Source organism: Burkholderia sp. GW821-FHT14F03 (assembly GCF_058803765.1).
In genome coordinates, this window is record NZ_JBXAPG010000037.1 from 70014 (window position 1) to 84211 (window position 14198).

Here is a 14198-nt window from a genome sequence, read left to right on the forward strand (position 1 = left end):
TGACGGGTGGAGGCGCGTGGCACGCGACCCGACGAAACATAGCAGTGCGTGGCATGCCCGAGGACCGGGAAAGTTACCGGTGCTTACGACCATCGCGATGGGTAACGCCCGGTAATGCGGGGGCAAACAGGCAGCCTACGGGCGCTTTTGAATTGAAAGGCGCGTTTGACGCACACTGGGCGGGTTCGCGAGGAGACCACGCGAACCCACGAATCTTACGGCTACCTTCAAATCAGAACGCGAGGCGCATCATGTCCATTTCGGGGATTTCATCCGGCAGCACCTATCCGCTCCAGCAGAGTGGTTCGACCCAGCAGGCCGGCGGCGGCTCGGCCGTCCGGCGAGGCCGGCACGCGCACGGCCATCACGGTGGGGTCGAGGCGTCGTCGAGCACGACGGACGGCACGTCGAGTACGTCAAATACGTCGAGCGGCATCCTGTCCCTGCTCGGCACGCAGGCGGGCACGACCAACGCATCGACCGCGGCGACCTATGCGCTCGACGGCTCGGCGTTGGGGAGCAACGTCAATACGACTGCGTAACACGCGGACAAGGCCGGCTGCGCGTGGTGCGCGCGACTGGCCTCTCGATCGCGCCGACGCGCGGCTCGTGAAGACCATGGTTCATGCGTTTCGCCCACGGCGCGACGAATGCAACAACGCTTGATCGGCCATGCCGGCCGCATCGCGATGAGCCAAGCGGGATCTCGTGATGGGGCGATCCCCGCGATATGACGCTGAAGCGCCTGACTTGGCCGGACGCGGTCCGTGCCGAAACCATTTCTTTCCTGCCGCCCGCCCACGGAATTCACTCGCGGCCCTTTTCCCTTCATGGGTCGACGGTCGGTATGGTTGCTGAAGCAACGATTGGTCCCAGGCCCGCGATGACCCGGCGTGACGCGCATCGATCGCCCGCGTCCGCGCGCGGGTTCACCTTCCGGGCGACGCGCCGGTTTTCCCTTCCTCCGCCTGATACAACGCCCGCAAGGCCTGCGCGAACAGCGTATCCACCTCGCGCGGCGGCCCGACGCGCGTAAACGCCGCGACGGGCGGCAGCGTCCAGTCGAGCGTATACGGCACGATCGCCACCCCCGCGATATGCACCAGTTCCTCGGCGATGTCGGCGGGTACGATCGACGCCGCGTTCTCGTTCGCGACGATCATCTCGCCGATGAGCCGCGACGTATAGCTCTCGACGATCGGCACCGGCGAGGCGACGCCCGCATGCAGGAACAGGTCGGCGATCTGTTCGCGCATCGGCGTGTGTGGCGCGCCGAGGATCCAGTCCAGCTCGACCAGCTTGCGCCAGTCGGGCGCGTGGCGCGCGAGCCGCGCGGCGAGACGCCGGCTCGCGATCAGGCGCGGCTTCTGCCGGTGCAGCACCTCGAACTGCAACTGATCGAGATCGACGGTCGATGACGCGCGCCCGATCACGATGTCGAGCGTGTGATCGCGCAGCTGCGCGATCAGCGCGTCGCTGGTGCCTTCGTGGATCGTCATCGTGAGCCGTCGCGGCAGGCGTGCCTGGGTGTCGCGGATCGCCGCCGCGAGCGTGCGCCCCGAGATGAATGGGATCACGCCGATATGGAGCCGCGTCGCGTGTCCGGCCGCGAGCGCCTCGATGTCGCGGGTCAGGTGGTCGAGGTCGTGCAGCATGGCCTGCGCGCGCGCGAGCACCACCTGGCCGAGCGCGGTGGGCGTCATCCCGCGCGACGAGCGCTCGAACAGCGGCCCGCCGAACATGCCTTCCAGCTCGGCGAGCGCATTGGTGACGGCCGGCTGGCTGCTCGCCATGTGCTCGGCCACGCGCGTCAGCGAGCCGTGCTGGCGGATCTGCAGCAACAGCATCAGGTGCCGCATCTTCAGGCGCGTATTCAGGCGCCGCTTGACTTCATCCGGATCGATTCGCACGTCCGCGCCCCTGCGTCATCATGTAAACATAATGGCCCCATACTAATTCAAAATAAAACACTTATGCCCGCTCCCTAGAATGGCCGCATCGATGGACGCCGGGACCCGCCCGGCGCACGGAGTAGAGGAGAGGAGCAGATGAACCAGACCGATCGCGCCGCGGCGCTCGAATACCACGCCTGGCCGACGCCGGGCAAGATTGCCGTGACCGCGAGCAAGCCGCTCGTCACCCAGCGCGATCTCGCGCTCGCCTATACGCCGGGCGTGGCGGCCGTGTGCGAGGAGATCGCGGCGGACGCGGGCGCGGCGTTCCGCTATACGGGGCGCGGCAATCTGGTCGGCGTGATCACGAACGGCACGGCGGTGCTCGGGCTCGGCAACATCGGGCCGCTCGCGTCGAAGCCGGTGATGGAAGGCAAGGCGGTGCTGTTCAAGAAGTTCGCGGGCATCGACGTGTTCGACATCGAGATCACCGAAACCGACCCGGACAAGCTGGTCGACATCATCGCGAGCCTCGAAGCGACGTTCGGCGGGATCAATCTGGAAGACATCAAGGCGCCGGAGTGCTTCACGGTCGAGCGCAAGCTGCGCGAGCGGATGAAGATCCCGGTGTTCCACGACGACCAGCACGGCACCGCGATCACGGTGTCGGCGGCGTTCCTGAACGGCCTGAAGGTGGTCGGCAAGGATCTTTCGCAGGTCAAGGTGGTGACCTCGGGCGCGGGCGCCGCGGCGCTCGCGTGTCTTGACCTGATGGTCGACCTCGGCCTGCCGCTCGAGAACATCTGGGTGACCGACATCGAGGGCGTGGTCTATCGCGGCCGCCAGGCGGCGATGGACCCGGACAAGGCCCGCTTCGCGCAGGACACCTCCGCGCGCACGCTGGCCGACGTGATCGAGGGCGCCGACGTGTTCCTCGGGCTGTCCGCGGGCGGGGTGCTGAAGCCGGAGATGCTGAAGGGCATGGCCGGGCGGCCGCTGATCCTCGCGCTCGCGAACCCGACGCCGGAGATCTTCCCGGAGGCCGCGCTCGCGGCGCGCGACGACGCGGTGATCGCAACCGGGCGCTCGGATTATCCGAACCAGGTCAACAACGTGCTGTGCTTCCCGTACATCTTCCGCGGCGCGCTCGACGTGGGCGCGACCACCATCACGCGCGGCATGGAGATCGCGGCGGTGCACGCGATCGCGGGGCTCGCGCAGGAGGAGCCGAACGATTCGGTCGCGGCCGCCTATGGCGCGTACGACCTGTCGTTCGGGCCGACCTACCTGATCCCGAAGCCGTTCGATTCGCGCCTGATCGTGCGCATCGCGCCCGCGGTCGCGCGCGCGGCGATGGAGGACGGCGTCGCGACCCGGCCGATCGACGATTTCGCCGCCTATGCGGACCAGTTGCAGCAGTTCGTCTATCACTCGGGCGCGTTCATGAAGCCGCTGTTCGCGGCCGCCAAGCAGTTCGTGCGCGAGGGCGGCAGCACGCGCATCGTGTTCGCCGAGGGCGAGGAGGAGCGCGTGCTGCGCGCGGTGCAGGTGATCGTCGACGAGAAGCTCGCGCGGCCGATTCTGATCGGCCGGCCCGAGGTGCTGCTCGCGCGCATCGAGAAGTTCGGCCTGCGGCTGCGGCTCGGCGAGGACGTCGAGGTGACCAATCCCGAGTACGACGAACGTTTCCACCAGTACTGGACCACCTACTGGGAGCTGCGCTGCCGCGACGGCATCACGAAGGAGATGGCGCGCGTCGAGATGCGCCGCCGGCTGACGCTGATCGGCGCGATGATGGTGCGGCTCGGCGACGCCGACGGGATGGTGTGCGGCACGGTGGGCGCGTATCACGACCACCTGCGTTTCGTCGACGAGGCGATCGGCAAGCGGCCGGGCGCGCAGACCTATGCGGCGATGAACATCCTGCTGCTCGACAAACGCACGGTGGCGCTCGTCGACACGCACATCAACGACAATCCGGATGCGGCGCAGATCGCGGAATTCACGCTCGCGGCGGCGGCGCAGATGAGCTGGCTGAACCTGTCGCCGAAGGTCGCGCTGCTGTCGCGCTCGAACTTCGGCTCGGGCAGCTCGGCGTCGGGCGCGAAGATGCGCGAGGTGCTCGCGCGCGTCACGGCGCTGGCGCCGGACCTCGAGATCGACGGCGAGATGCACGGCGACTGCGCGCTCGACGAGGCGCTGCGGCTGCGTATCTTGCCGACCTCGCGGCTGAGCGGGGCGGCGAACCTGCTCGTGTGTCCGAACGTCGACTCGGGCAACATCGCGTACAACCTGCTGAAGACGGGGGCGGGCAGCAACGTCGCGGTCGGGCCGTTCCTGCTCGGCGTCGATGCGCCGGTCAATATCCTGACCTCCAGCTCGACGGTGCGGCGGATCGTCAACATGGCCGCGTTGACGGTATTGCAGGCGAATCGCGATTGAACGCACGCGGGCCGGCCGTGTGCGCGGCCGGCCCGGGCGCTGGATCGCCGGGGTCGGAAAAATGTGCCGGCATGAGCGGGCTCGGCGAGTAAAGCGTACCCGTTCCGCGCGTCATGAAGGCCGATTGGCCGAGCTGCGATCGCACAACCGCCGCAGGCCGCGCGCGAGGCGGCCGCCGAGGCGCGAAAACACCCCCGCGAGCATGCGCGGACGGTGCCGGACCGCCCTTTCATCTTGGTAAAATGCCGCAACAACAAAGCCGATGAGAGGGCACCATGCAGGGCGGTAAAAGTCACGCAGCGCGCGGCGTCGCGTCGCCGTCGTACCCGATGACGGACGCGCGGGGGCGGTCATGAATATCCTGGGCTGGATTCGGGTCGGCGATCAGGCCGCATGCGGCGGCGTCGTGGTCGACGGCGATTCAACCTGCGCGAGCCACGGCCGGCAGCTCGCCAATGACGGCGCGAAGATCGCGTGCCAGAAGAATTGCCACGGGATCGCGAGCCATGCGCAATCGATGCTGCCGGGCGGCAAGTCGCAACTCGTCCACGGCGACAAGACCACGGGCGGCTGCCCGCTGATCTCGACGCTGAACGACGTCCACGGCATCGCCAACAGCAGCGGCGCGGGGCCGACCGCGTTCTACCAGACCGACGACGGCGCCTGGGTCGAGGGCAAGTACGACGATCGCTACGTGCTGCGCGGCGTCGACACCGGCGAGCCGCTGCCGAACCTGGCCTACGCGATCGAGCGCGCCGACGGCTCGGTCGAGCACGGCGTGACCGATGCGCAGGGGCAGACCCACCTCCTCAAGCAGACGCTCGATGCCGAGCATGTCCGCATCTACGTCGAGGACGCGTCATGAGCGGGATCCTGGGCCAGAACGGCAAGCCGATGCGGCTCGTCGCGGCGCTGCACACGACGCCGTTCGAAGACACCGACCTGAAGCTGGTCACGGTATGCGACCACCCGAACGATGCGGTGCCGGTCGCGGAGTTCATGGTCAGCGAGATGAAGAAGAATCCGTTCACGCCGGAAGGCAAGCAGATTCTCATGTTCAACAGTTTCGACCCGAAGCGCGGGCTGGATGAGTGGAGTGCATTGCCGTGGTACAAGCGGCTCGTGATCTCGCCGAGCGCGATGAGCGGCGGCAACGGCATGGCCGCGAGCCAGAAGACGGCCGCCTACACGTTGTGGACCAAGATGGTCGCGCCCGGCCGTCCGTGGGATCACAAGCCGATCCTGCGACAGAAATTCCGTCCGGGCGGCAAGTTCACGCCCTGGCACAAGTACGGCCAGTACGACTACTACTACGACATCTGGTCGAACATCCACTATGGGTATGTCGGCGTCGCGGTCGGGTTCACCGGGGAAGAGCTGATCAACGGCGCGGCGCTCGCGCAGATCGCCGATGACAAGTGGCACGGCCGGCCCGTTCAAGACCATCCGGAAAACGGCGCATGGCCCGCGACCGGCGACGATATCCAGGATCACACCTCGATCCAGCTCGGCATCGATCTCTACGCGGCGGTCAAGCCGGCCGCGCTGACCGTCGGCCAGCTGCTCGACCGGATCGCCGCCGTGCCGGTGCCCTGGGGCGACGCGCACGAGGGCGCGAAGCGCATCCATCTCTGCGGACATCATGAGTAAAGCCACCCAACGAACCGGCGCCGCGCTCGGCGCCACCCTGCTCGTCTGCGCGGCCGCCTATGCATGGGCGACGGCGGCCGGCGACCCGGCGGCCGGCGCGGTCGCGCCGAAGCTCGACGCGCTCGTGACGGTCTTGAAGGCCCACCACGTCAGCGCCTACCGGGACCAGGACTGGTGCCGCAATCTGGCCACGCCGGAAGGCAACTACAGCACCAACAACGAGACCCGCACCTGCAACCTGTTCGAGGGCGCGGCGAAGCCGTTCGACGCGCAGGGCGAGCGGCTCTTCACGCGCGTGCGCGATGCGGTCCGGCGGACCGGCCTCGACGTGGAGCGGATCAACGTCGACTATCGCGGCACCCGGGTCGAGCATGTCGAGGTCGGCGTGGCTTGCACGACCTGTCATGCGTCTTACATCTACGCGGTGGAAACTGCGTCATTGCCCGAGCGCGCGGACGTGAAGCGCATCGCCCCCGACTGGTACTACGTGGTCGAGCGCGATTGAGCCCTTGAGCCCGTGGGCTGCCGGGTCCGGCCGGCGCAGCGTCGCGCCATGCCGGTTTTGCTTCGGACACAAAAACATAATAAGAATATATGCGCGGGGTAATTTCTTGCTGCACCGCACGAGAAACTTTTTTTGTTTTCATCTAAAAAAGTTTGACACGGTTATTTCATCAAGATAACGTTGTGCAAGCTCCTGGAAAGCAGCGCGAGCACAAGAAGTGAGCCAATGAGGGCCGCTTGATCCGGATGGTTCAGGCGGTTGGCGGGCTTCGGCGCGGTGCGATCCCGATAGCATTTATTTAGAAATACTAATAGTGAGAACTGGATTGGCCGCGCGTCGTCGCGCGGCCGGCGATATCACGAGGGCCTCGAGAATCGCGGCGACGCCGCAGCTGAACCGCGCGGACGTGACGAACCCATGGCCGACCGGGCATATTGCGCCTGGCCTGCCCGTCGCGTCCGCGCACGGAAGTGCCAGCAGAACCTGAGAGAGCAAGTCAGACCGGGCGGCTTTCATGCCGATTCACCCCGGCTTATATGATCCGACGGAAGACGGGGTGTCCTGCGCACGTGGCGGGACGCCCCGATCCTCCGCATTCGTTTCCCGGCGGCGCAGTCATGCTCCGGTCCCGGCCGTCAGGTCGCGGCCCGCGGCAATGCACGCCGGTTGCAACAGGGCGACGGCCACGCGCCGCGATCCCGATTCATTTTGTCGATGTCTTTACTGAGGGGTATTGATATGCACTCATTGTTTCGGACTACTTCATACATGTCGATTGGTGTTGCGCTTGCCTGCGCAATGACGACGTCCGTCGCACACGCGGACGTGGGAGATCGGCCGGCTGCGACGAGCAGCGGCGCAGGCCCGGTCAACCAGCTGATCGTGAAGCTGCGGCCCGCCGCGCAGGCTGCGCGCGGCGCCGCGTCCGCAACGGGCGGAGCGCAAGCGGGCACACCTCAGGCGGCGGGCATCGATGCGGTGATCGATCGCGTGCTGGCGGCGCGGCGTACGCGGGCGGCGAGCCGCGCGTTCGGCGCGGCGGCCGCGGCGGCGCCCGGCAATGCGGCGGATCCGGCCGCCGGCGTGCGCGTGAAGCGCGACATGTCGGGCGGCGCGACCGTGCTGGCCTTGCAGCGACAGGTGACGGCGGCCGAGGCCGAGGCGCTCGCGCGCGATTTCGCGGCCGACGGCGCCGTCGAGTATGCGGAGCCGGACGTGCGGCTGCGCGCGCTGCTCACGCCGAACGACACGCGCTACAGCGAGCAGTGGGGTTACTTCAACCCGGTCGGCGGCGCGAACCTGCCGGCCGCCTGGGACCGGACCACGGGCTCCGACAAGATCGTGGTGGCGGTGGTCGATACCGGCTATCGCCCGCATGCGGATCTCGCCGCGAATCTGCTGCCGGGCTATGACTTCGTCAGCGACACGGCGGGCGCGAACGATGGCGGCGGCCGCGACGCCGATGCATCGGATCCGGGCGACTGGTTGACGCAGCAGGAGGTCGACGATCCCTCCGGGCCGTTCTACCGGTGCAACGTCGATCAATCGGGCAACACCTATCCGACCGACAGCTCGTGGCATGGCACCCACGTGGCCGGCACGATCGGCGCGGTCAGCAACAACGGCGCGGGCGTCGCGGGGATCTCGTGGAAGGGCAAGGTGCTGCCGGTGCGCGTGCTCGGCAAGTGCGGCGGCACGCTGAGCGACATCGTGGACGGCATGCGCTGGGCGGCCGGCCTCTCGGTGCCGGGCGCGCCCGTCAACCGCAATCCGGCGCGGGTGCTGAACTTCAGCCTGGGCGGCCGGGCGAACAGTTGCAGCCGCAGCTATCAGAGCGCGATCAACGAAGTGACCGCGAAGGGCTCGGTGGTCGTGGTGGCGGCGGGTAACGAGAACGCGCAGGCTGCCAGTTCGCAACCGGCCAACTGCCAGGGCGTGATCACCGTCGGCGCGACCGACAGCAACGGCCGGCGCGCGAGCTTCAGCAACTACGGCTCGATCGTGAAGATCTCCGCGCCGGGCGTCGGCATCCTGTCGACGTTGAACAGCGGGCGCAAGGGTCCGGCGGAGGACAGCTACGCGAGCTACAACGGCACCAGCATGGCCACGCCGCACGTGGCGGGCACGGTGGCGCTGATGCTCGCGGCGAACCCGTCGCTGACGCCCGCGCAGGTGCTGCAGAAGCTGCAGGCGAGCGCGCGGCGCTTCCCGAGCGGCTCGGGCTGCACGACCAGCACGTGCGGCGCTGGGCTGCTCGACGCGGGCGCGGCGGTTTCGTCGGCCGCGCAATAAGCGGGGCGGCGACGGTGGTGTGTCGCCGCGGCCCGCCGCGCCGGGTGCTCCGGTGCGGCGGGCGGCAGGCGGGACGATCGAGGCGTCGGAACGACCGGACACGATCCGGCGTTCATATCAACGAGAACCAAGGGGGATTCAATGAAACATCAAGCAAGACAAGCGGCGCGGCCCTGGCTCGCCGCGCTGGGCGCCGCCGCGTTGCTGGCCGCGTGCGGCGGCGATGACGGCGGCGTGGGCGGGGCGGCGTCGTCGCTCGCGCAGAACCGGGCGGCCGATGCGCCCTCCGCTGCCGCTGCCGCCGAGCGCGGCAGTCCGCATGTATCGCCGTCCGGCGTGCCGTATGCGGCGCAGCCCGACAGCAAATACCCGCCCGTGATCCGCGACGGGCAGGTGCAGCCGTCGCTGTCGGGCGCGACCATCACCGAGCAGGCCTGGGTCGAGACGCCGGTGGATTCCGACGGCGACGGCGTCAAGGACCGGATCCACGTCCGCGTCGTGCGGCCGGCCGAAACCGATCGCGGCGCGCTCACGCCGGTCATCGTGCTCGCGAGCCCGTACTACAACAATCTGGCGGACAGCCCCAACCACGACGTCGACGTCGAGCTGGACGGCAGCGCGCATCCGCCGTCGGTCAACGCGCGGATCGCGAGCGCCGCGCCGTTGTCGCGCCTGCGGCAGCAGGCCGAGGTCGCGGCCGCCGCGCGCTCGTGGATCGAAGGGTACTTCGTGCCGCGCGGTTTCACGATCGTCTATGCGGATTCGCTGGGCACCGCCGGCTCGGACGGCTGCCCGACCATCGTGACGCGCGAGGAGTCGGTCGCGATGGCGTCGGTGATCCGCTGGCTCGGTCGCGACGCGGCCGCGAAGGACGCGGCGGGCAAGCCGATCGTGGCGAGCTGGTCGACCGGGCACGTGGGGATGTATGGCGTGTCCTACGACGGCACTTTGCCGAAGATGGTCGCCAGCCTGCGCACGCGCGGGCTCGATGCGATCGTGCCGATCGCGGGCCTGTCCAACATGTACGGCTATTACCGCGCGGGCGGCCTGGTGCGCGCGCCGGAGGGCTATCAGGGCGAGGACGTCGACGTCTACGTGAAGGCGCTGCTGACCAATGCGCATCCGGAGCGCTGCACGAAGGTGGTCGACGAAGCGGCGCGGCGCGAGGATCGCGCGACGGGCGACTATTCGGCGTTCTGGCTCGCGCGGGAGATTCCGACCGAGCGTGCCGTCGCGCCCGCGCTGATCGCGCAGGGGCTGGCCGACGACAACGTCCGCACCGAACAGTCGACCTCGTGGTATCTGGCGATGCGCCGCCAGGGCGTGCCGACGCAGCTGTGGCTGCACCGTGCGAAGCATATCGATCCGCGCAGCCGGCCCGCGTTCGCCGAGGCGTGGCCGACGCAGGTCAACCGCTGGTTCACGCGCTACCTGCTCGGCAATGCGAACGGGGTCGAGCGCGATCCGGGCGCGGTGATCGAGCAGACCGACGGCAGCGTGCTGAAGGAGGCCGCATGGCCCGCGCGCGGTGCGCGGCAGGTGACCTACTTCGCGGGCGGCGACGGCAGCCGGGAAGGGGTGCTGCTGCGCTATCCGACGGGCGGGCCGCTTGCCGTGTTCAGCGACGACGCGCGCATTCCGGCGCTGACGCTCGCGAACACCGACAGCGGCGCGCATCGCAGCCGTTTCGAGACCGCACCGCTCGCGACGGCAAGCCGCATTTCCGGCACGCCGACGGCGCGGGTGCGCGTGACGCTGTCGGCCGCGGCGAACCTGACCGCGCTGATCGTCGATCGCGCGCCGGACGGCACCGCGACGATCGTCACGCGGGCCTGGACGGATGCGCGCAATCCGGTGTCGATGTGGTGGTCGCAGCCGGTGCTCGCAGGCATGCCGTACGATCTGCAACTGACCTTCATGCCGCGCGACTACACGCTCGAGCCCGGCCATCGCCTCGGTCTCGTCGTGCTGTCGAGCGACAATGAAGCGACCCTGCGGCCGACGCCGGGCACGGAGCTGCGGCTCGATCCGGTCGGCACCTCGCTGACGGTGCCGCTCGCGGGCGCCTGACGGGGCGGTGCGCGGTGGTCCACGGGCGCGGTCGGGCGCGTGGGCTGCCGTTTTCTTATTCGGATCCGCCGTCGCTGATCCGAGGGGGGCCGCCGGTCGTTGCGCCGGCGGCCCCGATCCCGGCCGCCCGCAATGGGCCGGCGCGTTGCGCGGAGCCGGCTTCGGCAGGGCATCGGCACGCTCGGGAAAATCTTCGGCTATATCTTTTGTCCCGCGTGGCCTTCGGGCAGTGGCGTTTCGTACTTGCGAGATCGGTTGGCGCTTCGCGCCTTGATTTGCATGGCCCGATTCGCGGTGCGTTGGAGGCGGTCCGTATTTCAATACGGAACGTCATCATGGAGGAGCAGGCGGGTTTCGACTCAGGCTGGGGGATCGACTGGATCGACGTCGCCGGCTGACCAAGCCGGGTGAGCGGCAAGACCGTGTTCGACTGCCGATTCAGCGCGGAAGAACGGCGCGCGTTCATCGCATTCGAGCGGGAGGACACCTGATTCGAACCAGTGCATTTCGCGCATTCCGCGTCTCGATCGAGCCGGACGCGCGTTCACGGGGCCGCGCCGATCTTCCTGCTGTCGGGCGTTTTTCCCTGCGCTGGCGTTCATGCCGGTTGTCGCATCCACGGCGGTTTCATCCGGCCGGCATACATCAGGCGTGGGACGCGCGCTGTCCCGATGCGTCGTGTCGCGCCGTCGCATATTCGCATGCATGCCGACAATCAGTCGTAATCCGAATGAATGATCGAAACCAGCAAGCCATGGCGACGCCGGAAGCGGCGTGTCGCCGTGGATGTCCTATCGAGGTGGCCGTATACCAGAGCCCCCGAGCCCCCGCATCACCCGCCGTCACGCATCGAGCGCGGTCGGGCGGCCATGTTCGAGCAGATGGGTTTCCCACAGCCCCGCGATTTCCGCGATATGTTCCCAGCCGGCGATGTGCGCGGCACCGCGGATCCGATGGATCGCATAGCGCGCGCCTTCCGGATCGTTGTCATCGAGCGCGTGCTTGAGCAGCGCGATATCGCCTTCCAGCGCCCGGATGTTGAACTGCCCCGGCGCATCGACGGAAGGCGCGGGTGCGGCCGGCGATTCGACCGGTGCGCCGATCGCGGCATCCGGACACCACATCGCGATCAGCTCGCGCAGCGCGCCGAGCCGCAGCGGTTTCGCCAGGATGCCGTCCATTCCGCTCGTCACGCAGCGCATCCGATGCTCGTCGTCGGTGGCGGCCGAGATCGCGATCAGCGGTGTGTGGCGGCCCGTCGCCGCTTCCCATTCGCGCATGCGTTCAGCGACCGTGTACCCGCTGATGTCAGGCAGGTTGCAATCGAGCAGCACCATGTCGTAGGCGCCGTGCTCGAACGCGGCGAGCGCGGCAGAACCCGTTCCGGCGATGAACGACGCACAGCCGAGCGCATCGAGCTGGCTGCGGATCGCGAGCTGGACGGCTTCATGGTCGTCGACCACGAGCAGTTGCGGTTTGCGCCGGGCGTCGGGGGTCTCGGCCGACGGCGACAGCGACAGCGGCAGCGGCAGGGGCGCAGGCGACGCGGATGACTCCGGCGTCGACGCGTCGACGGATGGCCGCGGCGGGCCCGCGAGCAGAGGGGGCGGCGCGCGCCGGGCCGTGGGCGGCGCATGGCCCGGTTCCTCGATCAGGGCGGGAATCCGCACCGTGAAGCTCGTGTTGCCGCCCAGCGTGCTCTGCACGTCGATGCTGCCGCCCATCAGCACGCACAGCTCCTTGCAGATCGCGAGGCCCAGGCCCGCGCCGCTGTTGCTGCGCCGCGAGGACTGCTCCGCCTGCCAGTACGCATCGAACAGATGCGGCAGCTGCTCGGGCAGGATGCCGATGCCGGTATCGAATACTTCGAGCGTGAGCGTGCCGGTCCAGTCGGAGCGGGTCGTCTGCGCGTAGCCGATGCGCAGGCCCACCCAACCCTGGTCGGTGAACTTGATCGCGTTGATGAGCAGGTTCGATACGATCTGGCGCAGCCGCATCGGGTCGATCAACAAGGTCAGCTGCGGATTGCATTCGATCTCGAGCGACAGCGAGAGCCCCTTCTTCTCGGCCCGGCAACGCACCATGTCGAGCGTGTCATCGGCCCATGCGCCGATCGGCGTGGCGATGCGTTCGAGCCGCGCGCCGCGCGAGCCCACCCGCGAGTATTCGAGCACCTCGTCGAGCAGCGCGAGCAGCGTCTCGGAGGCCACGATCGCGGCGCTGGTCCGCTCGGCGAGCGCCGGATCCAGCCGCGATCCCTGCAGCAACTCGAGCGACGACAGCACGGTGTGCATGGGCGTGCGCACCTCGTGGCTCATGAACGCGAGGAACGCGCTCTTGTCGCGCTCGCTGCGCACCGCGCGGGCGCGCGCCTTCATCGAGATCAGCGCGAGGATCGCGAACCCGAGCATCGCGACCGCGACCGCGAGCAGCTGCTTCCAGCGATAGCGGAGAATCGACTCGAAGGTGGGCTGCCCGTAGTTCGCCTGCCCGAGCCATTGGTCGAGAATGGCTTCCGTCTGGCGCGAGGACATCGCCGCCAGCGACTTGTCGATGATCGAGGCGAGGATCGGCATGTCCTTGCGCGTCACCATCGATACCGAGACCGGATGGCTCGCGGCCATCCCCGACACGAACAGGCGATTGGTGAAGCGACGCCGGACGGTCGGCAGCATCGAGGCGTCGACGCCGATCGCCGCGTCGGCGAGACCGTCGCGCACGGCTTCGAGCGCCTGTTCCTCGTCCTTGAAGCGCAGGATCTCGATGCCCGGGTATTTGCTGCGCAGGAAGTATTCGATGCCGCCGTCGCGCTTGATGGCGACGCGCTTGCCGGTCAGCTTGCCGAGGTCGAAGACCATCGTGTGGTCGTTCGCGGTGACGATCGCGATGCGGCAGACGAGATAGGGCGTGGTGCTGACCGCGTTATCGCCGAACCGCGCGTGTATCGACTCGTTCCAGATGTCGGGCAGCAGATCGAGCTGGCCTTCCTGCAGCATCCTGAGCGAGTGTCCCCATTGCGCTTGCTGCACCGGCTCGAAATGCAGGCCCGAGATAAGCGAGATGGCGTCGAGGTAGGACGGGATGATGCCGACGCGGCGGCCGCGGTCGACGTATTCGAATGGGCGCCAGCTCGGCTCCGAGGCGACGCGTACGACCGGATGCGCACGGATCCAGTCGCGCTCCTCGTCGGTGAACGCGGGCGCCGGCCCCGCAGCGAATGCCGTGGGCAGCCAGAACGCCAGCAGGCACGCGACCAGCCGCCGTCGCCACGCCGGGGGGGGGGGGGGGGGGGGGGGGGGGGGGGGGGGGGGGGGGGGGGGGGGGGGGGGGGGGGGGGGGGGGGGGGG

At 68.5% G+C, this 14198-nt stretch carries 9 protein-coding genes; 7 read left to right on the plus strand and 2 right to left on the minus strand.

What is annotated here, in order from left to right:
* Positions 1-251: 251 nt before the first annotated feature.
* Positions 252-542: a hypothetical protein gene (locus tag AC1RQF_RS23600; protein ID WP_492873084.1), complete on the plus strand. Its 291-nt coding sequence runs from the start codon at positions 252-254 to the stop codon at positions 540-542.
* Positions 543-929: 387 nt separating this feature from the next.
* Here AC1RQF_RS23600 and AC1RQF_RS23605 read toward each other — a convergent pair whose 3' ends face one another.
* On the minus strand, positions 930-1859 hold the full coding sequence (locus AC1RQF_RS23605; RefSeq protein WP_492873092.1) for a LysR family transcriptional regulator: 930 nt from the start codon (positions 1857-1859) through the stop codon (positions 930-932).
* Between the two features lie 189 nt (positions 1860-2048).
* Between AC1RQF_RS23605 and AC1RQF_RS23610 the strand changes: the two genes are divergently transcribed.
* The 6 genes from AC1RQF_RS23610 (at position 2049) to AC1RQF_RS23635 (ending at position 10851) form a co-directional block, all read left to right on the plus strand.
* Positions 2049-4334, plus strand: a complete 2286-nt coding sequence (locus tag AC1RQF_RS23610; RefSeq protein ID WP_492873085.1) for an NADP-dependent malic enzyme — start codon at positions 2049-2051, stop codon at positions 4332-4334.
* Positions 4335-4686: 352 nt separating this feature from the next.
* Entirely contained in the window at positions 4687-5199 is a 513-nt protein-coding gene (locus AC1RQF_RS23615; RefSeq protein ID WP_492873086.1) for a PAAR domain-containing protein, read from the plus strand.
* Positions 5196-5984, plus strand: coding sequence for a polymorphic toxin type 44 domain-containing protein (locus AC1RQF_RS23620; protein ID WP_273996909.1), 789 nt, complete (start codon positions 5196-5198; stop codon positions 5982-5984). The genes AC1RQF_RS23615 and AC1RQF_RS23620 overlap by 4 nt, the downstream gene beginning before the upstream one ends.
* Complete coding sequence (locus AC1RQF_RS23625; protein ID WP_273996908.1) at positions 5977-6489, plus strand: hypothetical protein; 513 nt, start codon at positions 5977-5979, stop codon at positions 6487-6489. Before AC1RQF_RS23620 ends, AC1RQF_RS23625 begins: the two co-directional genes overlap by 8 nt.
* A 738-nt stretch (positions 6490-7227) precedes the next feature.
* Positions 7228-8781 (plus strand): S8 family peptidase, encoded by a 1554-nt coding sequence (locus AC1RQF_RS23630; protein WP_492873087.1) that lies wholly within the window; start codon positions 7228-7230, stop codon positions 8779-8781.
* 141 nt (positions 8782-8922) lie between these two features.
* On the plus strand, positions 8923-10851 hold the full coding sequence (locus tag AC1RQF_RS23635; protein WP_492873088.1) for a Xaa-Pro dipeptidyl-peptidase: 1929 nt from the start codon (positions 8923-8925) through the stop codon (positions 10849-10851).
* Between the two features lie 842 nt (positions 10852-11693).
* On the opposite strand, the gene AC1RQF_RS23640 is transcribed toward AC1RQF_RS23635, so the two are convergent.
* A partial coding sequence (locus AC1RQF_RS23640; RefSeq protein WP_492873089.1) for an ATP-binding protein occupies positions 11694-14198 on the minus strand: 2505 nt, incomplete at its 5' end.